Raw genomic sequence first — 24680 nt, 5'->3', positions numbered from 1 at the left:
GGACGGTCACCGCGCCTGTCGCCAGGCCCGTTCGAACGGCAACCGCCAGGCGTGCGGCGCGATGAGCTGGTGGATGGCATTGGGCCCCCAGGTGCCCGGCGGGTACATCTTCACCGGCGGCGGGTCGTCGAGCAGCGGGATGGACCGTTCCCACAGGCTCTCGATGCCCTCCGCCGTCGTGAACAAGGTGTGGTCCCCGCGCATGGCGTCCAGGATCAGCCGCTCGTAGGCCTCCAGGACGTCGCCCGCCCGCTCGGTCTCGTGCGTCGAGAACTGCATGGACAGCTTGTCGAGCTTCATGCCCGGCCCCGGCCGCTTGCCGTAGAACGACAGCGACACCTTGGACTCGTCCGCCAGGTCGAAGGTCAGGTGGTCCGGACCCTGCGACCCGACGCCGGAGCCGGCCGGGAACATGCTCTTGGGCGCCTCCTTGAAGGCGATCGAGATGATCCGCTGCCCCTCGGCCATGCGCTTTCCGGTGCGCAGGTAGAACGGCACCCCGGCCCAGCGCCAGTTGTCGATGCCGACCTTGAGCGCGATGAAGGTCTCGGTGTCGGACTCGCGCGCGACGCCCTCCTCCATCCGGTAGCCGCTGTACTGGCCGCGGACGACGTGCTCCGGCTTCACCGGCAGCAGCGACCGGAAGACCTTGTTCTTCTCCTCGCTGATCGCCCGCGGCTCCAGGGCGGTCGGCGGCTCCATCGCGACGAACGCCATGACCTGGAACAGGTGGGTGACCACCATGTCCTTGTAGGCCCCGGTCGACTCGTAGAAGCCGGCCCTGCGGTCCAGGCCCAGCGTCTCGGGGATGTCGATCTGGATGTGGTCGATGAAGTTGCGGTTCCAGATCGGTTCGAACAGCCCGTTGGCGAAGCGGAACGCCAGGATGTTCTGCGCCGCCTCCTTGCCCAGGAAGTGGTCGATGCGGAAGATCTGCGACTCGGCGAAGACCTCGTGGACCTGGTCGTTCAGCACGATGGCGCTGTCCAGGTCGGTGCCGAACGGCTTCTCCATGACCACCCGGGACCGCTCGACCAGCTTGGCCTCGTCGAGCATGGTGATCACCTGCAGCGCGGCCTTGGGCGGCACGCTCAGGTAGTGCAGCCGGCGCACCTCCTCGCCCAGCTCGGCCTCGGCGTCGGCCACGGCCTGGGCCAGCGCGTCCGGGCCGGCGCTCTGCGGCACGTACCGCAGTCGCGGCGCGAAGGCGGTCCACTGCTCCTCGGAGAGCTTGTGGCTGCCGAACTCCTCGATCGCCTTGCGGGCGAAGGTCTTGAACGACTCGTCGTCGTAGTCCTCCAGCGAGGTGCCGACGATCTCGATGTCCGGGGCCAGCGACGACACCGACAGGTGCGCCAGGCCGGGCAGCAGCTTGCGTCGCGCCAGGTCGCCGGTGGCGCCGAAGAGCACCACCACGTGCGGGGCGACGTGCTCGGAGTCGCGCCGGCTGGGCCGGGCGTCCGGTGACGGGTAGGCGATGGTCTGGGCTCTGGACTGCGCGGTGTCCACCACGGGACGATGATCCCACCCGGTGTCCAGGCCCCCAAGGGCCGGGCTCCGGGTTCACCCGCCGGGCCCTACCCGGTCCGGTCGGCAACCGTCACGGCGTCGCCCGCCCGGTGCCCGCCGTCCGCCCCCGACTCGACCGAACGCCGCTGCGCGAGGAGCTCGGTCAGCTCACCGATGCGGTCCGACAGGGCCTGCACCTGGGCGCGGGTGGCGGCCTGCTCCGCGTCGTCCTGCTGGGCGATCCGGCGCAGCAGCATCGAGGCGATGGTGGCGGTGACCATGCCGACCAGCGCGATGCCGCCGATCATCAGTGCCACGGCGACGCACCGGCCGGTGACCGTGACCGGGTAGAGGTCGCCGTAGCCGACCGTGGTGATGGTGGTGGCGGCCCACCACAGCGCCAGCCCGAAGCTGCGGATGGTGGCGTGCGGGGCGTGCCGCTCCGCCTGCAGCACGGCCAGCCCGGCGACGTAGACCAGCGACAGGGTGGACCCGCAGATGTACACGACCACCCGGCCGTGCAGCTTCACGCCGGCCGAGCGCTGGAAGATCGACAGCAGGGTGACCAGGCGGAGCAGGCGCAGCGGCCGCAGCATCGGCAGCAGCACGATGGCCAGGTCGACCAGGTGCCGGAGCACCCACCGGCGGCGGTGGGTCACCAGCACCAGCCGGCCGACGTAGTCGACGACGAAGACCACCCAGGTCAGCCATTGCACGATGCTCGCGACCCGCCACCACCGGCCGTGCAGGTCGGCGAGCACCTCCCAGGAGTACGCGGCCAGGAACACCACGGCGGCCGCCATCAGGGGCAGCTCGGCGCTGCGTTCCCAGCGCCGGTATGCGGCGGCCCGGGGATCGGTCTCCGGGTCGGCGCCGGGATCGTCCGGGTCCAGGGCGGTGCTGCCCAGGGGCCCGGCGGCCGAACGACGCATGGCCGCAGCATGACAGCCGGGTCAGGCGTCCGGCAGCGAGATCCACTCCGCCCAGTCCGTGTCGCTGCGCAGCAGTCGCGGCGACCGGAAGGGCCAGTCCCGGGCGAGCCACCGCGGCACCGTCTCGTCGAGCGCCCGCTCGACGTCGGACCCGACCAGCGCGTCCACCACCCACCACGAGACGTCCGCGTCGGCGCCGGGCCGCCCCGGATCGATGTACACGCAGCCCAGTAGGGCCGTCTCCGCCTCGTCGAAGAGCGCGTAGTTGAAGCTCTGGTGGGCCTCGATCTCGGCCTCGTGCCGGGCCAGGTCCTCGCGATCCTGCTCGCGGGTCATGGTGGCCGGCGGCCATCCCCAGGCCCGTCCGTAGACGGACCACAGGCGTTCCTGCGATCCCAGGACGGCCACCATGTCCAGGTCGACGTCGGCGGCGCGGATCGGCCGCAGGTGGTGGTGCGGGCCGACCTCGACCCGCACGGGGTGGACGAAGTCCGCGGGGAGCCAGTCGGCGGCGGGGGCGGTCACGGGACGACCCTGCCACGGCCGGCCGGGGCAGAATCGGCCGATGCCCGCCGTGCGCGTCGCCGTCGTGTCCGACACCCATGCCCCCCGGCACTGGAAAGGGCTCCCGCCCGGGGTCGCGGCGGTGCTGGCCGACGCGGACCTGGTGCTGCACGCCGGGGACGTCTGCGTGCCGTCGGTGCTCGACGAGCTGGCCGCCTTCGCGCCGGTACACGTCGTCGCGGGCAACAACGACGGACCGGAGGTCGCCGCCTGGGGCGCCACGCCGACGTGGGAGGGCGAGGTGGGCGGGCTGCGGGTCGCGATGATCCACGACTCCGGACCGGCCGCCGGCCGCCCGGCACGGATGCACCGCCGCTTCCCCACCGCCGATCTCGTGGTGTTCGGACACTCGCACATCCCGATGGACGTACCCGCGGAGAGTTCGGGCGTGCCGGTGCGGATCTTCAACCCCGGGTCGCCGACCGACCGGCGCCGGCAGCCGCACGGCACCGTGGGATGGCTCGAGATCGCCGACGGGCGCCTGGTGACCGCGCGCATCGTGCCGGTCACCTGAGCCGGTCACGGGCCGGTCGGGGCGGCCGGTAGCGTCGACCGTCCAGGTCCGTACGGCCGGGACGGCACCCGCCGGCCTCCGCCGTGCGGCCTCGACCACGAGGAGACGTCGAGATGGCGCACCGCACCGACGACCACAGCACGGGGGACCGCAGGGAGCCGTACTCCGACCAGGGCGGACCCCAGGGGCACCACGCGCAGACCCATGACGTCCGGCGCGAGCAGGCGACCAACTCGGCGCCGCAGTCGGACGAGCCGGACGAGTTCGCGAACGACCTCGCGCAGGACAACCGCACCGACCGGTAGCCCGCCCGCGGCCGACCCTCGCGGTACCGGGGAGGCCGCGGGGTCAACCCGCCGCGGCGGTGAAGGCCGGCAGGTAGCCCTGCGACTGCCCGGCCGCGGTCGGGTGGTACGACTCCCCCAGGTCGCGCAGGTCCGCGGCGTGCAACCACTTGTGGCCGCTGCAGAGCTGGTGGCCGGACCACGCCCCGCGCACGTCGACGAAGGTCCAGCCGTGCCGCGTGGCGGCGGCCGCCAGCGCGTCGTCCAGCAGGGCGATCCCGTGGTTGATGTCGGAACGTGTCCCCCCGCCGATCCCGGCGCACCACCAGGCGCCGGTCCGGTAGAACTCCGGATAACCCACCACGACGACCTTGGCGCCGGGAGCCCGGGCGGCCAGGGCGGCGCCGATCGCGTCCAGCGCCGCGGGCAGCACGGTGCGGACGGTGTCCTCGGCCTGCCGGACGGCCGGGGTGCAGTTGCCCCGGTGCAGGGCGCAGGCGGTCATCACCGAGCTGAAGCCGACGTCGTTGCCGCCCACCGTCAGGCTGACCAACGTGGTGCCGGCCGGCACCGCCGGGATCTGCGCGGTGAGCACGTCCTGAGTGCGCGCGCCGGAGCAGGCCAGGCTGGTGAACCGCACGTCGGGGTGGGCGGCCGCCCAGAGCGCCGGGAAGGCGTGCGGGCTGCGCCCGCAGTCACCGGTGTCGCCGGCCCCCACGCCGGCCGAGTACGAATCCCCGAGCGCCACGTAGGCCGGCGGCGGCGGCGTGAGCGCCTGGACCGAGAGCGCCAGCACGGCCGCGAAGACCGTCCACAGCGCCACGGCGACCGCCCGCACCCCGACCTCCGACGCCCCGCCCGGACCACCCGCTGCGGTCGGCGCGATGGTAGCCCGAGCACGACCGCGGTCGGCCCCGATCGCTACGCGACGGCCAGTGCCTTGCCGGCCTCCCGCGCCGAGTCCAGCGCGCCGGCGTGCATCTGCGAAGCCAGGTCGGCGAACTGGTCCAGCGCCGGGTTGACGCCGACCAGCGTGAACTCGCGCTCGATGACGGTCAGGTCGGCGCCCCAGACGTCGGCCAGGATGCGGCGCAGGTAGCCCGTCGAGTGGTCCCAACCCTCGCGGGGCGTCCCGGCGCCGTAGGCGCCGCCGCGCACGGTGGCCAGCACCACCGGCGTGCCCTGCAGCAGCGGCGGGCCGCCGGCCGCGGCCCTGGGGTCGGTGATCACCAGGTCGAACCAGGTCTTGACGTGCTGGGAGACGCCGAAGTTGTACAGCGGCACGGCCAGCAGGACGGCGTCGGCGGCGAGCAGCTCGTCGACCAACGCGGCGGCGAGCTCGACGGCGGCCCGCTGTTCCGGCGTCCGCTCGGCCTCCGGCACCCCGCGCGCCGCGAGGGCGTGGCCCCAGGCGTCGGCGGGCAGCGGGTCGACGCCGATGTGCCGGCGCTCGATCCGGTCGCCGGGATGCACCGCCAGCCACTCGGCCTCGACGATGTCCGCGATCTCGCGGCTGGCCGATCCCTCGGCTCGGATGCTGGCGTCCAGACGGAACAGGGGCACGACGTCCTCCTCGGTTGGTTACTTCATGCTTGAAGTAACCGTAGCACCGATGCTTCATGCTTGAAGTCCGGCGTGCGTCACAGCCCCGTCGGTACCATCCGACGATGGCCGCGGACACCGAGCCGTTGCCGGACGCGCCGGGTGCGGATCCGCCCGACGTGCGCTGGCTCTCCGACGACGAGACCGCCGCCTGGCTCGCCGTGGTGGCGATGATGCTGCGGCTGCCGGCCGCACTGGACGGGCGACTGCAGCGCGAGGCGGGCATCGGGCTGTTCGACTACCTGGTGCTGAGCTCGCTGTCCATGGTCGAGGGCCGGACCGCGCGGATGAGCGACCTCGCGGGTCTGGTCAACGGATCCCTGTCGCGGCTGTCGAACGTCGTCAAGCGGCTGGAGCAGCACGGCTGGGTGCGGCGCGCCCCGGACCCGGACAACGCCCGGTACACGACGGCGACGCTGACCGCGGCCGGCTGGGACAAGGTGGTGGCCACCGCACCGGGTCACGTCCGGTCCGTGCGCGACCTGGTCATCGAGCCGCTGGACGCGCAGGAGGTGCGGCAGCTCGGCACCTTCGGGCGGCGGATCGCCGATCGGGTGCTCGGTGGCCTGGCCGGCGCGCCGCTGCCGGCCGCGGGCGCCGAGGGCGCCGCCGACTGCTGCACCGAGTGACCGGCGGGGCGAGAAACACCCGTCCGGGACCGCGGACGACCGTCCGGTGGGGACACACCGCAAGGCGGTGACGCTGCGTGCGGCGCCGGGCCCCGTCCGGGTCACCGCACCTGCGATCCCATCGCCGCAGGTCACGGTGCGTCGGTGGACGCCAGGCACCGGACAAGGCCGGCCGGGTGATGGGCGGGGACGGGGGTGGGCATCCCCTTACTCTTCCCGGGTGACACAGCCCGTCGCCGACCGCCCGCAGCGCCGGATCCACGCCATCCTGGCGACCCTGGCTCCCCTGCTGCTGACTGCCGTCACCGCGTTCGTGCTGACCGGGACCGCAGATGCGGCGCCCGGCGCCGGACCCGCCGCCCCGGTCGCGCAGGCCGCCCGGCCGGCCGCGGCCGCGTTGGGCGACGGCTGGCTGCACACCAGCGGCTCGGCGGTCGTGGACGCGTCCGGCGCGCCGGTGCAGATCAAGGCGGTCAACTGGTTCGGGCTGGAGACGTCGAACTGCGCGCCCCACGGGCTGTGGCAGATCGGCCTGGACGCCGGCATGGCCCAGATCGCCTCCTGGGGCTTCAACACCGTCCGGCTGCCGTGGTCCAACCAATGCCTGGCCGCGCCCGCGACGGGCGTCGACGCGGTCAAGAACCCGACCCTGCAGCACCGGACCGGACAGCAGGTCATGGACGCCGTCGTGGCCTCGGCCCGTGCGCACGGTCTGAAGGTGCTGCTCGACCGGCACCGGCCGGAGACGTCCGCGCAGTCCGAGCTCTGGTACACGGCCGCGGTCCCGGAGCAGCGCTGGATCGCCGACTGGGTGACGCTGGCCCGCCGGTACGCCGCGGATCCCACGGTGATCGGCGCCGACCTGCACAACGAGCCGCACGGCGCCGCCTGCTGGGGATGCGGCGATCCGGCCCGCGACTGGGCGGCAGCGGCCACCCGGGCCGGGAACGCGGTGCTCGCCGCCAACCGCAACCTGCTCGTACTGGTGGAGGGCGTGGAGCGGTCCCTCGACGGCCGGACGACCTGGTGGGGCGGGTCGCTGGTCGACGCCGCGACCCACCCGGTGCGGCTGTCCGTGCCCGGCCGGCTCGTCTACTCGCCGCACGACTACCCGGCCAGCGTCTACGCGCAGCCGTGGTTCTCGGCGGCCGACTACCCGGCCAACCTGACCGGCGTCTGGGACCGCAACTGGGGCTACCTGCAGAAGACCGGCACCGCGCCGGTGCTGCTCGGCGAGTTCGGCACCAAGCTGGAGACCACCTCGGACCGGCAGTGGCTGACCGCGCTGGTGCGCTACCTCGGCACGACCGGCGCCGGCTGGGCCTACTGGGACTACAACCCGAACAGCGGCGACACCGGCGGCCTGCTGGCCGACGACTGGGTGACCCCGCAGACCGCCAAGCTGCAGGCGCTCGCGCCGCTGCTGGGGCGGACGGTGCCCACGACGCCGGCGCCGACGCCCGCCCCGTCCAACCCCGCACCCTCCGGTCCCGCCCCGTCCAACCCCGCGCCGTCCGGCCGCGCCGCCTCGGGTCCCGCTTCGTCCAGCCCCGCCCCGTCCGGCAGCACCTCCTCCACCGGCACCTCGGTGCCGGCGCCAGGCCCTTCGGGGACGCCGGGCGCCGTCACGGCGGCCTGGACCTTGCAGTCCTCGTGGAACGCCGGGTACGTCGCCCAGCTGGTGGTACGGCCGGCCCGCGGTTCCGTCGGCGGCTGGACGGTCAGCTGGGCCGACCCGGACGCGACCGGCGTCGTCAACGCCTGGGGCATGACGTGCCGGGTCGGCGGCGGGCGGGTCAGCTGCACGGGCGCGGACTGGGCCAGGACCATCGCCGCCGGCGCGTCGGTGACCGTCGGCCTGCAGGTCGCCGACCACGGCACCGGTCCGGCCCGACCGGAGCTGCGCGTCGGCTGACCCGACCCGAACTCCCGGGCACCGACCGGCACGGCACGGGGCGGCCGTCCGGTCCCGGCGATCCGGACGGCCCGGACGGAATCGCCCGTTCGCCGGCCCGGAGCACCTGTCCGAGGAGTTGGCGGCGGCGGCCGCTGCCGGACAGACTCCCCTGGACCCCGCACCGCGGGGCGCCGGACGGCGGGGGCACGGTCCGGCACGGATCCTCCGGGGGGAGACGACCGTGCGCGGTCGAGGCCAGCGTCCCGTACAGCGTCGAGCACAGTCAGCACCATCGGCACGGTCAGCACAGCCGAGGCGGTCCCCACAGCCACGACCGTCCGAGGCCTCCGGGGTCCGGTCGCCGTCCACCCGGTCACGCCGGGCGTGGCCGTCGATCGCCGGCGGTGCCGTCGCCGTCGCGCTGCTCGCCGGGTGCTCCGGCGGCCCGTCGCCGGCCGCGCCGTCACCCGCCCCGGCCGTCCAGCGGATGGTCACCACGACCACCGTCGTCCGCACCGCACCCGCCGCGGCTCCCGTCACCCGGACGGCTCCGGCCAGGACGGTGACCCGGACGGTCGTCCGCGCGGCCGCGACGCCGCGACCGCAGGTGTCGACGAGCCGGGTCACCGCGACCGCGACCGTCACCTCCGACCGCCTGGTCGAGGTGACCCGGACGGTCACCGAGACCCTCACCGAGACAACGACACTGACCGCGACGGTCACCGAACCCGCGCCCGAGCAGCAGGCGGCGCCGCAACCCCTGGTGGACCAGGGTGGCAGCAGCGTCGAGTACGGCAACTGCGCGGAGGCCCGCGCGGCCGGGGTGGCACCGCTCCACCGCGGCGACCCCGGCTACCGTGCCGGGCTCGACCGGGACGGCGACGGGGTGGCCTGCGAGTAGGGCAGGCAGGTCCGGGCATGGCTGAGCCCCCGCCCGGATGTCGGCTCCGGACGGGGGCTCAGGGGTGACGGCCCGGGGACGTCGGGAAGTCCCGGCGGGTCGTCGGGCGGCGGCGGACGGGACTCCCGGCACGCCCGCCACCGCGGCTCGTCAGCGGGTCACGGCTTGTACCCGCGGGTCGGCTTGACCAGCTTGATCAACGCGAAACCGGTGAGGACGACGGTCATCACCGACACGACGCTCCAGCCGGTGGTCAGCACGACGCGCTGGATCTGCGCGCCGGCCCGGTCGATCCACCACCACGTCGCGACGGCGACGGCGGCCGCTCCGAACACGGACCAGGCGAGCACCTTGCCGACCAGCGAACCGCCGCCGCCCTTGCCGGACTCGGCCTTGGCCTGCGCGGCCCAGCCGTCGCGCCGGCTGCCGAACCAGATGTTCAGCCAGGACACGAGTGTCGTCCAGATCCGGGTGGCCATCCACAGCTCCGCCGGGAAGACCAGCAGGGCGTAGACGATGTCGGCGGCGGTCCGGTCCGGCACGCGCCAGGCCACCTTGACGTTGATGGCGATGCCCACGGCGACCGGGATGAGCCACAGCGGCGACCAGACGAACTGGTGCACCGTCAACGACGCGGCGAGCAGGATCAGGAAGAGCAGCCGCACCAGGCCGTTGGCCAGCATCGAGAACTGCTGCTTCCACGGGATGAAGGTGTTGCGGTCGGGCATCTTGTGCCGCCACAGCAGCGCGGCCATGCCCTCGTCCCACTTGCGGCGCTGGCCCATCAGTCCGCGGACGGTGACCATCGGACCGGCGTAGGCCCGCGCCGTGGCCGACACCAGGGTCTTGCGGCCGGCCTCGTGCAGCCGCCAGGTCAGCTCCATGTCCTCGACCTGCGCGTCGGGGTCCCACGGCGAGTTCCGCTCGTGCCGGACGGCGACCTGCTGCAGGTGCCGGGTCCGGAACAGCGTCGCCTGGCCGCCGAGCACGTAGGTGGACCGGTTGCGGGCCATGATGTCGGTCAGCCAGGACGCGAAGTCCATGCGCTGGGCGCGGATCAGCTGGCGGGCGAAGAAGGTGGTGCCGAGCGAGATGTCGAAGGTGTAGCGGCACATCACGCCGGCGGCCGACGGCACCCGCAGCATCTCGGTCTCCAGCTGCGCGACCGCGTCCGGGGCGAGCACCGTGTCGGCGTCGACCCCGAGGACGAAGTCGTAGCCGGCGGCGAAGCGCTGCCAGCCCTGGGTCAGCGCGCCGACCTTCTTGTCCGCGTTGTCGACGGTCGTCAGCACCGTGACGCCCTTGAAACCCCGGGCGATCGACTCGGTCTCGTCGGTGCAGTTGTCCAGGATCACGACGATGGTGTCGATCGGGCGGGTCTGCCGGACGAGAGCGTCGAGGGTGCGAGCGATGTCGGCCTCTTCGTTGTGGGCCGGGACCAGCGCGAGGATCCGCGCGGCGCGGACCGGCTGGGTCACGGCGACCGGACGCCCGGTCAACGCCCGCCAGGTGGCCCTGGCGCGGGTGCGGACGGTGGTCATCGCGGAGCGGCCCGCGGGCCGGCCGGCGCTCGGCGCGGTCAGCAGCCCGGGCAGGGCGAAGTCGTCGAACGGGTCACGCAGGGGCTCGGCGTCGACGACCCGATCGTCGTCCAGCCGGCTCGGCAGCATCACGGTCATGAGAAATCCTGGGAGTTGTGACGCCCGTGGGGGCGGAAGTGTTGTGGACCGTCCGCGTCGTCGAGGGCTGGTCCTCGGGAGTGGTGAACGGATGAGGCGAGTCCCGGTCGCCCCATCCGCTCTGCAAGAAAACTAACGCTCCGCAACCTGGTTGACGCGACATTGCCCTTTGTTCACCCGTACGGGTTGTCCCCATCACTCCGCAGGGAGTGACGGTGTGTCACAGCGGCACACCGGGGCGGCGGCTGTCGGTCCCGGACGGCAGGATGTCGCCATGCGCATCGTGGTGATCGGCGGTACCGGGCACATCGGCAGCTACCTGGTCCCCCGACTGGTGCGGGGCGGCCACGAGGTGGTGAGCCTGAGCCGCGGCCGGCGGGGTCCCTACGTCGCCGATCCGGCCTGGGACGGCGTCGAACAGGTGGCCGTCGACCGGGACGCCGAGGACGAGGCCGGCACGTTCGGCCCGCGGGTGGCGGCGCTGCGGCCGGACGCCGTGGTGGACCTGCTGTGCTTCACCGTCGACTCCGCCGCGGCGCTGGTCGAGGCGCTGCGCGGCGCCACCGGCCACCTGGTGCACTGCGGCACGGTCTGGATCCACGGCCCGAGCACGATCGCCCCGGTCCAGGAGGACACCCCGACGGTGCCGTTCGGCGACTACGGGATCGCCAAGGCGGGCATCGCCCGGCTGCTCGCCGACGAGACGTCGGCCGGCGGGCTGGTGACGACGTCCGTCCACCCCGGTCACATCAGCGGTCCCGGCTGGCCGGTGGTGACCCCGCTGGGCAACCTGGACCCGTCCGTCTGGCAGGCGCTGTCCGCGGGGGACGAGCTGGCGATCCCGGGGCTGGGCGCGGAACTGCTCGCCCACGTGCACGCCGACGACGTGGCGCAGGTGTTCGAGCGGGTGCTCGACCACCCGGCCGAGTCGGCCGGCGAGGGCTTCCACGCGGTCGCGGCCCACGCGATGACGGTGCGCGGGTACGCCCAGGCGGCTGCCGCCTGGTTCGGGCAGGAGGCCCGGTTGCGGCCGGTCTCCTGGGACGAGTTCCGCGCCGACACCGCGGAGCACTTCGCGGATCAGAGCTGGGACCACCTGTTCCGCAGCCTGTGCCCGTCGATCGACAAGGCCCGCCGGCTGCTCGGTTACGTCCCCGCCCACACGCCCGAGGACACCTGCCGCTCCGCGGTGCAGTGGCTGGTCGAGCACGGACAGGTCCGGGTGGCCACCGCGCTGGTGCCGTGATGCCCGGGATGCCCTTCGAGGAACTCGCCCGCACGTCCGAGCAGGTCGCGGCGACCCGGTCGCGGCTGGCCAAGCGGGCGCTGCTGGCGGCCGCACTCGGCCGCGCGGCACCGGACGAGCTCGAGCTGGTGGTCACCTACCTGTCCGGCACGCTGCGCCAGCGGCGCACCGGCGTGGGCTGGGCCGCGCTGACCGACCTGCCGGCGCCCGCCGGCGCGCCGACCCTGACCGTGACGGAGGTGGACCGGGCCTTCGAGGCGGTGGCCGGACATGCGGGCAGCGGGTCGGCGGCGCGGCGCAGCCAGGCGATGGCGGAACTGTTCGGCCGGGCGACCGACCTCGAGCAGCGACTGCTCCGCGGGCTGATCTTCGACGAGGTCCGGCAGGGTGCGCTCGACGCGCTGGTGCAGGACGGCGTGGCGGAGGCGTTCGGGGTGCCCGTCGCTGCGGTGCAGCGGGCCGCGATGCTGCTAGGGTCCACGCCGGCGGCGGCGCGGCTCGCCCGGGAGGGCGGCCTGGCCGCGCTGGAGGCGGTCCGGCTCCGCGTCGGCCAGCCGGTCCGGCCGATGCTCGCCGCGAGCGCCGCCGACCCGTCCGCCGCCCTGCTCCGCACCGGCGTGCCGGCCGTCGCCGACGCCAAGCTGGACGGCATCCGGGTGCAGGTGCACCGGGACGGCGGGACGGTGCGGCTCTACACCCGGACGCTCGACGACATCACCGACCGGCTGCCGGAGGTCGTCGACGCGGTGCTCGCCCTGCCCACCCGGGACCTGGTGCTCGACGGCGAGGTCGTCGGCCTGCGACCGGACGGCCGGCCGCTGCCGTTCCAGGTCATCGCCTCGCGGACGGCCACCAGCGTCGACGTCGCGGCCGGGCGGGACCGGACGCCGCTGCGGCTGTTCGCCTTCGACCTGCTGCGGCTCGACGGGCGGGACCTGCTCGACGAGCCGCTCGAGGCCCGGGTCGCGCTGCTCGCCGACCTGCTCCCCGCCGACGAGGTGGTGCCCCGCCGGTCCGTCGGGTCGGCCGACGAGCTGGCCGCGGTGTTCGCCGACGTGGTCGCGCAGGGCTACGAGGGACTGGTGGTGAAGAACCCGCAGGCGCCGTACGCCGCGGGGCGCCGCGACGCGGCCTGGGTCAAGGTGAAACCGCGGCACACCTTCGACCTGGCGGTCACGGCCGCGGAGTGGGGGCACGGCCGCCGTGAGGGCTGGCTGTCCAACCTGCACCTGGCCGCGGTCCACCAGGACACCGGCGCGCTGGTGATGCTCGGCAAGACGTTCAAGGGGCTGACCGACCAGCTGCTGCAGTGGCAGACCGAGCAGCTGCTGGCGCGGGAGGTGCGCCGCACCCGCGGCACCGTCCACGTCGACCCGCCGCCGGTCGTCGAGATCGCCTGCGACGGCGTGCAGCGGTCCACGCGCTACCCCGGCGGCATCGCCCTGCGCTTCGCCCGGGTGCTGCGCTACCGCGACGACAAGACCGTCGCCGACGTCGACACCCTGGCCACCGTGCTGGCGTTGAACCCGCTGGAGGAGGACGCGCCCGGGTCGGGGTGACCCGCCGGCCCGTGCGCCCGATGTCCGGCTGACGTCCGGTCGATGTCCGGCCGGTGTCGCCCGCGGCTACCGGTCCGTCTCCACCAGCCAGCCGCAGGCACCGGGCAGCGCCTGCACCTCGTCCGGTCCCCAGCTGCCGGGGGCGTAGGGCTTCGGCGGCTCCGTGCGGTCGAGCACCGGCCGGGCCACCCGCCACGCCTGCGCCAGGCCGGCACTGGAGGTGAACAGGGTCCGGTCGCCGATGGTCACGTCGTGGATGAGCGCGACGTACGGCGGGAGCGGGTCCGCGCCACGGATGTCCTCCAGGTGCAGGTCGATGCTGTGCTCGACCAGCTCGAGCCCGGGACCGGGCTTCTTCAGCACCAGGCTCAGCTCCAGCGCACCCGACCCGGACAGCGACAGGGCCAGCACACCGCCCTGACCCGGCACCTGGGTCAGCGGTCCGTCGGGCTTGCGCAGCAGCAGCGACACCTGCTGCCTGGACTCGGCCAGCTGCTTGCCGCTGCGGAGCAGGAAGGGCACGCCGTGCCAGCGGTCGGTGTCGATCCACAGCGTGACCGCGGCCAGCGTGTCGGTGGTCGAGTCGTCGGCGACGTCGGGCAGGTCGCGGTAGCCCTCCGCCTGCCCGAAGACCGCCTCCGCCGGGTCGAGCGGGCGGAACGCGGCGATGACGGCCTCCCGCGCCTCCTGCAGGTCGTCGTCACCGAAGGACACCGGCGGCTCCATGGCCACCTCGGCGGCCACCTGGAACAGGTGGGTGACGATCATGTCCCGGAACGCACCGGTCGCGTCGTAGAACTGCGCGCGGTCGGCGACGTCCAGCGTCTCCGGGACGTCGATCTGCACCTGCTGCACATGCCGGTTGTTCCAGATGTCGCCGATCATGGAGTTGGCGAAGCGCAGCACGTGCAGGTTCTGCGTCGCCTCCTTCCCCAGGAAGTGGTCGATCCGGTAGACCTGGCTCTCGTCCATCTTCGAGAGCACCAGCTCGTCCAGCTTCCGGAAGCCGTCCGGCGAGGTGCCGTAGGGCTTCTCGTACACCACCCGGGCGCCGTCGAGCAGCTTGTGCTCGGCCAGGCCCTCGGTCAGGCCGGCGAACGCGACCGGCGGGACCGCCAGGTAGTGGATGTAGCGGGCGTTGGTCCCCAGGCTCTCCCGCGCCTCGGACAGCACGTCCAGCAGCGAGCCCGGGTCGTCGGACGCGAAGCCGCCGCCGGCGAACCGCAGCCGGGGCGCGAAGTCCTGCCACAGCGCGGCATCCGGGCCCTGCTCCAGGTCCAGGCCCTGCGCGGTCAGCGAGTCCTGCACCCGCTGCCGGAAGTTCTCGTGGGAGACGTCCCCGCGGCCGTTGCCCACCAGGATGTAGTTCTCCGGCATCAACCCGTGCTGCACGAGCTGGAAGAACGCCGGCAGCACCATCCGGTGGGCCAGGTCGCCGGTCGCGCCGAACAGCACGAACACGATGGCGTCCGTCGACGGCCTGCGGCCCGCTGCGCCGGTGGGCTCGCCGGATTCGGACTGGTCGGTGGGGGCTTGGGCGGAGGTCATCGGGGAGCCCTTCGTGACGGTGAGCAGCGGACACCACCGTGTGTACCCGGTCCCCGCCGCGCCCATGCCGCGGGGGCCGGCGACGCGCCGTCCCGACCCGGCGACACGACCTCCGACCTGCGGCGGGTGGGTTACCGTCCTGATCATCCGCTTTGTTGAACACCCAGCAGAGACAGGTCCCACCATGGCGCAGCACCGCCGTCGCACCGCCCTGCCCGCCCTCGCCGCCGCGGTGTCGGCCGTGGCCCTCGCGGTCACCGCCTGCACCGGCTCCGGCGGCTCGGCCGTCTCCTCCAGCACGACAGCCGTGACCGGGACCACCGCGTCGCCGGCCGGTGCCGCGTCCACAGTGACGTCCCCCGTTGCGTCCACCGCCTCGTCCGCCGGCGCGACCATCGCCTCGACGGCGGCTGCCGGCTCGTCCGGCGCCTCGACCCCGGCCACGTCCGGTGCGTCCTCCGGCGGCTCGGCGGGCGGTTCGACGACGGCGACCGCACCGTCCACCCTGGACACCCGCTACCCGCCCGCCGTCGCGGACCAGGAGGTGTCGGACGCCCAGGTCGACGCCGCCATCGGCCAGGTCGACGGCCTCGCCACGGCGGTGATGCGGCGGTCCGGCATCCCGGGCATGGCCGTCGCCGTCGTGCACCACGGCACGGTGGCGTTCGCGAAGGGCTACGGCGTCCGCAAGGAGGGCAGCCCCGGCGCGGTCGACGCCGACACGGTCTTCCAGCTGGCGTCGGTGTCCAAGGCGATCGGGGCGACGGTCGTTGCGCACGAGGTCACCGAGAAGACCGTCGACTGGTCGACTCCGGTGTCGAAGTACCTCCACGACTTCCGGCTCTCCGACCCGTGGGTCACCTCGCACGTCACGGTCGGCGACATGTACGCCCACCGGTCCGGTCTACCGGCCCATGCCGGAGACCTGTTGGAGGACCTGGGCTACAGCCAGTCGGACATCTTCCGGCGGCTGGGAGTGCTGCCGCTGCAACCGTTCCGGTCGACGTACGCCTACACCAACTTCGGGCTCACCGCCGGCGCCGAGGCGGTGGCAGCCGCGGCCGGCACGTCGTGGCCGGACCTGTCGCAGCGGGTGCTGTACCAGCCGCTCGGGATGACCTCCACCAGTTCGCGTTTCGCCGACTACGCCGCCCGCCCGAACCGCGCCTGGACGCACGTCCAGGTGGGGGGCAGGTGGCAGCCGAAGATCGTCCGTGACGCGGACCAGCAGACACCGGCCGGCGGAGTGTCGTCGTCGGTGAACGATCTCGCCAAGTGGCTGGCCATGATCCTGGGCGACGGCACCGGCAGCGGCGGCGTGAAGATCGCATCGCCGGACGCGCTGGACCCGGCACTGAGCGCGCAGATCGTGGCCAGCCCCGCCCCGCCGCAGGACCGGGCCGGGTTCTACGGCTTCGGGTTCGACGTCGCGTACCAGAGTTCCGGTCGCGTCGAGATCGCCCACTCCGGGGCGTTCTCCGCGGGCGCCGGCACCAACTTCGTCCTCCTCCCCTCCCTGGACGTCGGCATCGTCACGCTCACCAACGCCAGCCCGATCGGGGTCGCCGAGGCCCTGAACCAGCAGTTCGCCGACCTGGTGCAGTACGGCGCCCAGCGTTTCGACTGGTACGGGCTCTACTCGCAGGCGCTCGGCGGCCTCGGCGCCCCGTTCGGCCGGTACGCCGGCAAGCAGCCGCCGGCGAACGCGCGGCCCGCCGCCGACCTGTCCCGCTACGTCGGGACCTACGCGAACGGCTGGGTCGGCCCGGTGCAGGTCCGCCGCGCCGGCTCGGGCCTCGAGCTGGTCATCGGGCCGCGGAAGCAGACCTACCGGCTGACCCACTGGGACGGCGACGTGTGGACCTACCAACCGTCCGGGGAGAGCGCCAACCCCGGCAGCGTCTCGGCCGTGACGTTCGCCCGCTCCGGGCAGGGCGCCGCCACCTCGATGGACATCGAGTTCTACGAGCAGGACGGGGAGGGCGTGCTGCGTCGGACCTGAGGCGGGAGGACCGCCCGTGACGGTCCCGATTGAGCCCGTGTGGCGTGTGTGGCCGGTTACCATCACCCCTCGAAGGTCGGACGTTGTGGGGCAGCGTCCCGGGGGAAGGGGCTCACCGTTTCGCGCGCCGTTGCACCCCGGACCCGCTGGATCGAGGTCTCGCCGTCCGAGTACGCGCACGAGCGCGCCGGGCTCGCCTATCTGAAGACCCACCTGCCCAACGCCGCGCCGTACCGGGTCTGGACGAACTTCGAGTTCATGGACGGCAACGGCCGGTGGCACGAGGTCGACGCCCTCGTCCTGGGTCGCGGGCGGCTGCACCTGGTGGAGCTCAAGCACTACACCGGTCGGATCGGCGGCAACGAGCGGACGTGGGAGCGGGCCAACGGCCGGCTCGAGAACTCACCCCTGCTGCTGGCGCGACGCAAGGCCCAGCGGCTGGCCAGCCGTCTGGCCGACGAGCTGCGCAAGTGGGCTCGGGAGAGGGGTTACAACGCTGAGGAACTCGCCAGGTCCGTGCCGTTCATCCAAGAGGCGGTATTCCTCCACGCCGAGGACTTGAGGCTGGAACTCCTCGGCCTACAACGCGCAAACCTCTTCGGTATGCGCGGCAACCGGAGCCAGTTGCCGGACATCATCGACCGGCTCACCGAAGCACCGTCGGGTGAGCCGATCCGGGACCTGGACGGAGACAAGCTCGCGGTCGTCCTCGGGCGGCTCGGCATCGCCCGTCGGCCGACGCGGGTGGCTGGGTCGTGGCAGATCGAGGGCGCCCCGATCGCGGAGGGCGACGGCTGGCAGGACTGGCCGGCCACACACCAGCAGGACCCGGACCGGCAGGCCCGGATCCGTATCTTCCCGTCGCCGGCTGGCTCGCCGGACACCGTCCGCAGCGCATTGCGCCGACGCATCGAGCGCGAGTTCGCGCTGCTCCGGGACCTTCGGCACGACGCGATCGTCGCTCCCATCGATCTGGTCGAGGATGACCGTGGCGAACCGGGGTTGGTGTATCCGGTCGACGACGACTTCCGACCGCTGGACCTCCTGGAGCGGCCGCTGACCGGCGCGGAGCAGCGGGCGGTGTTGGAACGATCCGCCGAGGCCTTGGCATACGCCCACCGTCACAACGTCGCACACCGAGGCCTGACCCCCCGCGCCATCCGGGTGCAGCTTCCGGCGGCCGCCGATCAGGAGCCGCGCGTGCAGCTGGCGGACTGGTCGTGGGCGGGGCGAGTGCATCAGCCCGACACCGGCCTCGCCAGCCGCCTCGGCGCGCCCTCGGACTATTCGGAGTCGGACGGCTCCGGCGTCTACGAGGCGCCGGAGGGACGCTGGTCCTCGGCCGCCGACCGACCCGGGTTGGACATCTTCGCTCTCGGCGCGGTCGCCTACGAGATGCTCACCGGCGGTCCGCCGGCTGCGGACCGAGCCACCCTGCGCCTGCGAGTGCGCGAGGAGAACGGGTTGGACCTGTTCGCCTCCGGAGCGCCGTTCACCGACCAGCGAATGCGCGACCTCGTGCTGGCGGCAACCAGGCCCAAGGTCAGCGAACGGCTGCCGTCCGCACAGAAGTTCGCCGAACAGCTGGCCGCCCTGCGGTCGACCGCGACCGCGGACGTCGATCCCTTGCTCGCAGCCGTCGATGTGGTCATCGCCGACCGATTCAAGGTCCTCGAGGACCTGGGATCCGGTTCGACGGCCAAAGGACTCCGCGTGCTGGACCTCCCGCACGACCGGCAGTGCGTGCTGAAGATCGCTCTGGATGACGTCGCCGCCGAACGGCTCGAGGACGAGGCCGAGGTGTTGCGCTCGCTGGATCAATGGACGGGCCCGACTCGGGATCTGGTGGTCCGGCTGCTGGATGGCACTCCGCCGGTCGGCACCGAACGGTCCGCCCTGCTGCTGTCCGACGGCGGCGAGGACAACCTAGCCCGACGGTTGCGGTTCGGACCGGAGCCGCTGTCCAACCTCAGGGCGCTGGGAACCGACCTGCTGACGGCCCTGGTCGAGTTGGACAGGATCGGGGTGCTGCACCGGGACATCAAGCCGGCGAATCTCGGTCTCCGGCGACGGATCGGCGGCAAGCCTCCGCGCCTGACGTTGTTCGACTTCTCGCTGTCGCGAGGGCGCATCGGCGCCCTGGAGGCAGGCACCCCGCCGTACCTGGATCCGTTCCTGAACGATCCGCATCGCGGCGTCTACGATTCGGCGGCGGACTGGTACGGAGCCGCCGTGGTGCTGTTCGAAATGGCAACCGGCGAGGCCCCCCGCTACGGCGACGGGCTGAGCGATCCGGCCACCATCGCCGACGAGGTGAGCGTCGAGGCTGCTGGCTTCCCCGCCGATCTGCCACGGCCGGTCATCGACGGGCTGGTCCCGTTCTTCCAGCAGGCGCTCGCCCGGGACAGCCGCCAACGCTTCGGGACGCCCGCGCAGATGCTCGCCGCCTGGACGGCTGCTCTCGATGCGACCGAGGCGGGAGCCGGCACGGCCGTGTCGACCAAGCGGCAACCACGCCGCGCCGCCGCGCCGCCTTTTCGACCGGTGTCCCTGGACGACGTCCACATGCCAGCCGGTCTTGCGGGTCTGGACCAGCTCGTCACGGAACTGGGGCGACGCAGCGGGTCCTCCAACAGCAACACTCGGAAGCTGGTGTATCTTTTGGTGCCCCGGTCGCCAGTGGACGACCCTGTCGACCCCTTGGACACGCAGGCCGCACTGGGCTCCGCGCTCGGTATCACCCCGGCGTCGGTGTCACAGCAGTTCGGCAAGCTGGCGGAGCTGTGGCGTGATCAGGCTGAGCTGCGCCAGGCCCTGGAGTGGCTCCGCGCCGAGCTGGACAACCACCTGGCGGCCGACGGCGGGGTGGCTGCCGCGAGCACTGCGGTCAACTGGTTGCTCGATGTCCTGCCGACCGGCGAGCTCACCGCACCGCGTCGCACCGCCACGGGACTGTTGCGGCTGCTGCTCGAACTCGATACCCGGTGGCGGCCGGACTCCGCGTGGCAACGCCGGCGGCACGGCCGCACCATCGCAACGGTGGCACGAGATCCGTTGCGCCTCGACCAGGCAGACGCCGTCGCCAACAGGGCCGGCCGGCTGCTCCGGGAAGGAACGGAACTCGGCCGGTGGCTCGTTCCGGCAGCGGTTGCTGTTCCGGCACTCCGCGAGGCGTTCGAGGCCCTGTCCGGGCAGGCGAACGACGAAGTGGGCTCGGCGGTTCCGGACCGGGTCCTGCTCGAACTGGCAGCGACGGCGTCCGCCGTGGGACTGTCGGCCGCCGGCGAGCTGCACTCGGTCGATGCCCCCGTCGAGGCTGCGGTGGAGGCTGTGCTGCAGGGCTTGCCGGACACCGCCGAGGTGGCGCCCGACCACCTGGAACAGCGGCTGACCGCACGCTTCCCCCACGTGGCTGCCACCCTTCCGCGACGACCCGGTCTGGACAACGTCGTTCGAGCGGTCCGGCCGTCTCTGGGGTGGTCCCCGGAACGACGGGCGTACGTCAGCCCCGTCTCGGCCGCCGTCCCGGAGACGCTCGCCACCCGGCTGACCACCCACGGTCGACCGCCTGTTCCCGGCCGGACGGTTAGTCTTAGCTGGGCACGACTGGGGGACGGACCGGTGTTCCGAGCCGTTCAGGTGCCCACCGGATACGGAGACGACCTGGCCGCCGCCCTGGTCTCGCTGATCGACGCGCAGCATGTCGACGTCTCGGAGTTCCTGCTGTCCGCGATGGAGCGGCAGGCCGCGGCCGGCGGGGTGCCGTGGTGGGACATCGTCGCGGCGGACGCCGGCTCGGCGCAGGACCGGCAGGGACTCGCAGCGTTCGTGCAGCAACAACTCCCTGCCCTGTTCGATCAGGTCGAGCGTGGCTCTCGCCCCGTGGTGCTCACCGATCTCTCGGTCCTGGCCTCCTACGGTCTGCTCCCCACTCTCAGCCGCTGGGCCGACGTGACGCGGCCGCCGCCCCGCACGATCCTCGCGCTGGTTCCCGCCGGGACTCGACCCGGGACCGTCGACGGCGCTTCTCTGGTCCTCAACAGCCCGGAGCAGTCGGTCGTCCTGTCGTCCGATGAAGCCGCGGCTCTGCTCGCCGTGGCGGACGACCGCGCGCACGCACCGGTCGACGACGGCGCTCGCTGACTCCCACCATCGCACGCAAGCCTGCCGCAGTACCGGCGGCGGAAAGAGGGTTCCCGACCATGGCGACAGCAACCGGGCCGGCACTGACGGCCGCCCTGAAGCCTCAGCTGGCCACGTTGGTCGCCGACCTGCGGGATCGCACGCTGGGAGACCCGGAGGGCGACGCGGCCTGGCGGACGGGGCACCAGGCTGCGGTTGCCGCACAGCGCACGGCCGGCTCGTTCGAGGACTGGTCCACCGACCAGCTCACCCAGGCGGCGGTCGGCTGGCTGCTCGGTTCGGTGTTCGTCCGGTTCTGCGAGGACAACCTGCTCCTCGGCGGTCAGGGTCGGTCCCGAACCGCGGGTGTCTGGATCACCAGCAACGACCGCGAGCGGCGACAGGCCGCGCTGGACGCCGAGCGGGCGTTCTACCTCGCTCACTCGGACTACTCCTACCGCGAATGGCTCGAGGTCGCGTTCGCAGCTTTGGCAGATAACCCGGCCACCGCGGCGCTGGTCGGCGAGCACTCCGCTTCCCGGATCGCGGCTCCGAGCTCCGAGGCGGTCGGCCGACTGCTGGAGTTCTGGCGGCAGACCGACGACGACGGCAACCTGCGCTGGGACTTCGCGGACCCGCAGCTGTCGACACGTTTCCTCGGCGACGTCTACCAGGACCTGTCCGACTACGCGAAGGAGCGCTACGCCCTCCTGCAAACGCCGGACTTCGTCGAGGAGTTCATCCTCGACCAGACGCTGGAGCCGGCGCTGGCCGACCGCCCGCTCGAGGGCTTCCGGATGATCGACCCCACCTGCGGCTCCGGCCACTTCCTTTTAGGTTCGTTCCAACGGCTGCTGGCGCGCTGGCAGGCAGCGGCTCCCGGCTTGAGTTCCTGGCAGCACGTTCAGCTTGCGCTGGACGGGGTCCATGGTGTGGACCTCAACCCGTTCGCGGTGGCCATCGCTCGATTCCGGCTCACGGTGGCCGCCCTCAAGGCGGCCGGCGAGGTCTCGCTCGTCGACGCGCCGGAGTTCCAGATCCATGTCGCGGTCGGCGACTCGTTGCTGCACGGTGAGAGCCAATACGTGCTGAGCCACGACGACCGATCCATGGACCTCGACGTGGAAGCGTCAGGCTTCGCCTACCGCACCGAGGACTTGGCGCTGCTCCGCAGCATCCTGATGCCTGGGCGGTACGACGCCGTGGTCGGCAACCCACCGTACATCGTGGCCAGAGACAAGGCACTCAACGCCCGATACCGCGAGCTCTACAAGACCTGCAAGGGCACCTACGCCCTGACCGTGCCCTTCATGGAGCGCTTCTTTCAGCTCGCCAAGCCAGGAGACACTGCGGGCTGGGTTGGTCAGATCACGTCGAACTCTTTCATGAAGCGGGAGTTTGGCGCGCCGCTGATTGAGAAGTTCCTCGCAAATCGCGATCTCCGGTTAATCGTTGATACCAGCGGCGCGCATATCCCGGGTCACAACACACCGACGGTTATCCTAATTGGTCGCAATGACAGACAGCGCTCCACCATGGTGCGTGCCGTGCTCGGGATCCGAGGCGAGCTAGGGCGACCGGCGGTGGCCGCCGAGGGCAAGGTCTGGTCCTCGATTGCTCAGCACGTCGGCGCGAAGGACTTTGAAGATGAATGGCTGAGCGTCACAGACGTCGCACGGCAATCTCTAGCGCACCATCCGTGGAGCCTGTCCGGCGGTGCCTCACCACGCCTTGCTAGGGCCCTTTCGTCGGCAACAAGTAATCTCAGTTCGCTCATCGAAGTGATCGGGCGCACAACACACACAGGCTTGGATGACGCCTTTTACGTCCCGTTGTCCGTCCCTCTCACGTACGGGTTTGAGGAGGACGTCGTCCCTGTGGTACTAGGTGAGAATGTACGGAACTTCGTTGTCAGTCCCGCACTCGTCACCCTCTTCCCGTATCGCAGCGACGGCACCCCTGCACGGCCTTCCCTGCGAGCTATGCAATCCTTCTGGCGCACTCGAGCGATGCTCGAGCGCCGCGTCGACTATGACCAGACTCTGGCGCAACGCGGACTGCGATGGTTTGACCACTCGATGTTCTTCGCCCAGCGGTATATCACGCCCCTTTCGTTAGCATTTCCTTTTGTCGCCACTCACAACCACTTCGTCCTCGACCGGGGGGGCAAGGCCTTCAACCGAACCGCGCCGGTCATCAAGCTGCCGGCGGGCGCGACGGAGGACGACCACCTACGATTGCTCGGCGTCCTCAACTCCTCGACGGCGTGCTTCTGGCTTCGGGCAGTGTGCTTCCAGAAGGATGGTTCCGGCGAACCCTGGGAGCGTAGGCACGAATTTGACGCAAGCAAGGTTTCCGATTTGCCGTTGCCGAGACTTGCCTCCTGTACGAAAGCGCACATCCTCGACACCCTCGCGCAGCAATGGTCTGCTCTGTCCCCTGCGTCGACCATCGAACGCAGCGGAACCGACCGCGTCGCTTTGAAGCAAGCGGAGGAAGACGCGGATCGCACTCGGCGACAGATGATCGCCCACCAGGAGGAGCTGGACTGGGAGGTGTACCAGCTCTACGCCCTGCTCGACGAGGACTTGACGTACCCGCACGACATCCCGCAGGTGGCCCTCGGCGAGCGGGCATTCGAGATCGCGCTCGCGCGCAAGGTCGCGGCGGGAACCGAGAGCACGGAGTGGTTCGCGCGGCACGGTTCCACGCCGATCACCGAGATCCCGAAGCACTGGCCGGCCGACTACCGCGCTCTGGTACAGCGCCGTCTCGACCTCATCGAGTCCGACCGGTTCGTCAACCTCCTGGAGCGGCCCGAGTACAAGCGGCGGTGGCAGGGTGAGCCTTGGTCCAAGCGGCTCACCGCCGCATTACGGGATCACCTGCTGATTCGTCTGGAGAGCAGGTCGCTCTGGTTCGATGAGGGCGGGCGGCCGCGGCCACGGTCCGTCAACGAGCTCGCCGACGTCATCGAGACGCACCCGGAGTTCGACGGCCTCCGGGACGCCCTCGATCAGTGGGCGGGCCAGGTCGGCGCGCCGGTCGTCGCGACCCTGCAGAAGCTGCTGGACACGGAGCATGTGCCCTACCTCGCGGCGTTGCGGTACAAGGCCGATGGCCTGCGCAAGCGGGCCGAGTGGGAGCGGACCTGGGCGGCGCAGCGGGAGGAGGACGCCGGCGTTCGGGACCCGAAGGCGGATCCCATCCCCGTGCCGCCCAAGTACACCGGCGCCGACTTCCTGAAGACGAGCTACTGGTCTCACCGCGGCAAGCTCGATGTGCCCAAGGAGCGGTTCATCTCCTACCCGGGTGGCAACCGGGCGACCGACGGAACCCTGCTGCTCGGCTGGGCCGGCTGGAACCACGCGCAGCAGGCTCTCGCCCTGGGCGTCCTCTACAGCGAGCGATCGACCGAGAGCTTCGACCCCTCCGTACTGACCCCGTTGCTGGCCGGTATCGAGGAGCAACTGCCCTGGGTGCGCCAGTGGCACTCGGGACCCGACCCGGACCTCGGGGTGGACCTCGCCGGCTACCTCGACGGGCAGGTCGATGCGTGGTCGGCCGAGCTCGGTATCGCCCGCTCAGATCTGCCGAACTGGCGTCCTGTGGCGGCTGCGCGGGGCAGACGCCCCAGAGTTACGGCCCGGACGTGACCCCGAAGCACATGGCCTGTGTGCGCCCGGGTCTGG

At 72.2% G+C, this 24680-nt stretch carries 17 protein-coding genes; 10 read left to right on the top strand and 7 right to left on the bottom strand.

Features of this window, described 5'->3' with window-relative positions; all coding sequences use genetic code 11:
• Nucleotides 1-6: 6 nt before the first annotated feature.
• The 3 genes from zwf to IEY37_RS09845 all read right to left on the bottom strand — a co-directional run bounded on the left by zwf (nt 7) and on the right by IEY37_RS09845 (nt 2966).
• Nucleotides 7-1512, bottom strand: coding sequence for a glucose-6-phosphate dehydrogenase (gene zwf, locus IEY37_RS09855; RefSeq protein WP_229674239.1), 1506 nt, complete (start codon nt 1510-1512; stop codon nt 7-9).
• A gap of 65 nt (nt 1513-1577) precedes the next feature.
• On the bottom strand, nt 1578-2441 hold the full coding sequence (locus IEY37_RS09850; protein WP_188941339.1) for a potassium channel family protein: 864 nt from the start codon (nt 2439-2441) through the stop codon (nt 1578-1580).
• Nucleotides 2442-2462: 21 nt separating this feature from the next.
• A complete protein-coding gene (locus tag IEY37_RS09845; protein WP_188941338.1) occupies nt 2463-2966 on the bottom strand; it encodes a GNAT family protein in 504 nt (167 codons plus the stop codon).
• 49 nt (nt 2967-3015) lie between these two features.
• Here IEY37_RS09845 and IEY37_RS09840 point away from each other — a divergent pair, with 49 nt between their 5' ends.
• Nucleotides 3016-3519: a metallophosphoesterase family protein gene (locus tag IEY37_RS09840; RefSeq protein WP_188941530.1), complete on the top strand. Its 504-nt coding sequence runs from the start codon at nt 3016-3018 to the stop codon at nt 3517-3519.
• A gap of 113 nt (nt 3520-3632) precedes the next feature.
• Entirely contained in the window at nt 3633-3824 is a 192-nt protein-coding gene (locus IEY37_RS09835) for a hypothetical protein (RefSeq protein WP_188941337.1), read from the top strand.
• Nucleotides 3825-3867: 43 nt separating this feature from the next.
• On the opposite strand, the gene IEY37_RS09830 is transcribed toward IEY37_RS09835, so the two are convergent.
• Nucleotides 3868-4641, bottom strand: coding sequence for an SGNH/GDSL hydrolase family protein (locus IEY37_RS09830; RefSeq protein WP_188941336.1), 774 nt, complete (start codon nt 4639-4641; stop codon nt 3868-3870).
• 83 nt (nt 4642-4724) lie between these two features.
• Nucleotides 4725-5366: an FMN-dependent NADH-azoreductase gene (locus IEY37_RS09825; RefSeq protein ID WP_188941335.1), complete on the bottom strand. Its 642-nt coding sequence runs from the start codon at nt 5364-5366 to the stop codon at nt 4725-4727.
• Nucleotides 5367-5470: 104 nt separating this feature from the next.
• Here IEY37_RS09825 and IEY37_RS09820 point away from each other — a divergent pair, with 104 nt between their 5' ends.
• From IEY37_RS09820 to IEY37_RS22035, 3 genes are all read left to right on the top strand, one after another.
• A complete protein-coding gene (locus IEY37_RS09820) occupies nt 5471-6034 on the top strand; it encodes a MarR family winged helix-turn-helix transcriptional regulator (protein WP_188941334.1) in 564 nt (187 codons plus the stop codon).
• 220 nt (nt 6035-6254) lie between these two features.
• Entirely contained in the window at nt 6255-7949 is a 1695-nt protein-coding gene (locus IEY37_RS22535; RefSeq protein WP_268237996.1) for a cellulase family glycosylhydrolase, read from the top strand.
• A gap of 469 nt (nt 7950-8418) precedes the next feature.
• Nucleotides 8419-8832, top strand: a complete 414-nt coding sequence (locus IEY37_RS22035; protein ID WP_229674237.1) for an excalibur calcium-binding domain-containing protein — start codon at nt 8419-8421, stop codon at nt 8830-8832.
• A 158-nt stretch (nt 8833-8990) separates the two neighbouring features.
• Here IEY37_RS22035 and IEY37_RS09805 read toward each other — a convergent pair whose 3' ends face one another.
• A complete protein-coding gene (locus IEY37_RS09805; protein ID WP_188941333.1) occupies nt 8991-10511 on the bottom strand; it encodes a glycosyltransferase family 2 protein in 1521 nt (506 codons plus the stop codon).
• Nucleotides 10512-10785: 274 nt separating this feature from the next.
• Between IEY37_RS09805 and IEY37_RS09800 the strand changes: the two genes are divergently transcribed.
• Nucleotides 10786-11757, top strand: coding sequence for an NAD-dependent epimerase/dehydratase family protein (locus IEY37_RS09800; RefSeq protein ID WP_188941332.1), 972 nt, complete (start codon nt 10786-10788; stop codon nt 11755-11757).
• Nucleotides 11757-13316: an ATP-dependent DNA ligase gene (locus IEY37_RS09795; RefSeq protein ID WP_229674236.1), complete on the top strand. Its 1560-nt coding sequence runs from the start codon at nt 11757-11759 to the stop codon at nt 13314-13316. The genes IEY37_RS09800 and IEY37_RS09795 overlap by 1 nt, the downstream gene beginning before the upstream one ends.
• Nucleotides 13317-13382: 66 nt before the next feature.
• Here the strand turns inward: IEY37_RS09795 and IEY37_RS09790 are convergent, their stop codons facing one another.
• On the bottom strand, nt 13383-14864 hold the full coding sequence (locus IEY37_RS09790) for a glucose-6-phosphate dehydrogenase (protein ID WP_188941331.1): 1482 nt from the start codon (nt 14862-14864) through the stop codon (nt 13383-13385).
• A 184-nt stretch (nt 14865-15048) separates the two neighbouring features.
• On the opposite strand from IEY37_RS09790, the gene IEY37_RS09785 reads away from it, so the two are divergent.
• From IEY37_RS09785 to pglX, 3 genes are read left to right on the top strand one after another with little or no spacing between them, the layout of a single operon-like run.
• Nucleotides 15049-16866, top strand: coding sequence for a serine hydrolase (locus tag IEY37_RS09785; protein WP_188941330.1), 1818 nt, complete (start codon nt 15049-15051; stop codon nt 16864-16866).
• Between the two features lie 48 nt (nt 16867-16914).
• Complete coding sequence (locus tag IEY37_RS09780; RefSeq protein ID WP_188941329.1) at nt 16915-21009, top strand: protein kinase domain-containing protein; 4095 nt, start codon at nt 16915-16917, stop codon at nt 21007-21009.
• Nucleotides 21010-21068: 59 nt separating this feature from the next.
• Nucleotides 21069-24644 (top strand): BREX-2 system adenine-specific DNA-methyltransferase PglX, encoded by a 3576-nt coding sequence (gene pglX / locus IEY37_RS09775; RefSeq protein WP_188941328.1) that lies wholly within the window; start codon nt 21069-21071, stop codon nt 24642-24644.
• The last annotated feature ends 36 nt before the right edge of the window (nt 24645-24680 follow it).

Source organism: Nakamurella endophytica, assembly GCF_014646215.1.
GTDB classification, from domain to species: domain Bacteria; phylum Actinomycetota; class Actinomycetes; order Mycobacteriales; family Nakamurellaceae; genus Nakamurella; species Nakamurella endophytica.
The sequence above is the reverse complement of the archived record's forward strand: the minus strand, read 5'-3'. Positions and strand labels throughout refer to the sequence as shown.

Bases quoted from the DNA above. Each gene is read 5' to 3' on its own strand.
- IEY37_RS09850 (WP_188941339.1), bottom strand. From the start codon at position 2,441: ATGCGTCGTTCGGCCGCCGGGCCCCTGGGCAGCACCGCCCTGGACCCG.
- IEY37_RS09835 (WP_188941337.1), top strand. From the start codon at position 3,633: ATGGCGCACCGCACCGACGACCACAGCACGGGGGACCGCAGGGAGCCG.
- IEY37_RS09820 (WP_188941334.1), top strand. From the start codon at position 5,471: ATGGCCGCGGACACCGAGCCGTTGCCGGACGCGCCGGGTGCGGATCCG.
- IEY37_RS22035 (WP_229674237.1), top strand. From the start codon at position 8,419: ATGGTCACCACGACCACCGTCGTCCGCACCGCACCCGCCGCGGCTCCC.
- IEY37_RS09805 (WP_188941333.1), bottom strand. From the start codon at position 10,511: ATGACCGTGATGCTGCCGAGCCGGCTGGACGACGATCGGGTCGTCGAC.
- IEY37_RS09800 (WP_188941332.1), top strand. From the start codon at position 10,786: ATGCGCATCGTGGTGATCGGCGGTACCGGGCACATCGGCAGCTACCTG.
- IEY37_RS09795 (WP_229674236.1), top strand. From the start codon at position 11,757: ATGCCCGGGATGCCCTTCGAGGAACTCGCCCGCACGTCCGAGCAGGTC.
- IEY37_RS09790 (WP_188941331.1), bottom strand. From the start codon at position 14,864: ATGACCTCCGCCCAAGCCCCCACCGACCAGTCCGAATCCGGCGAGCCC.
- IEY37_RS09785 (WP_188941330.1), top strand. From the start codon at position 15,049: ATGGCGCAGCACCGCCGTCGCACCGCCCTGCCCGCCCTCGCCGCCGCG.
- pglX (WP_188941328.1), top strand. From the start codon at position 21,069: ATGGCGACAGCAACCGGGCCGGCACTGACGGCCGCCCTGAAGCCTCAG.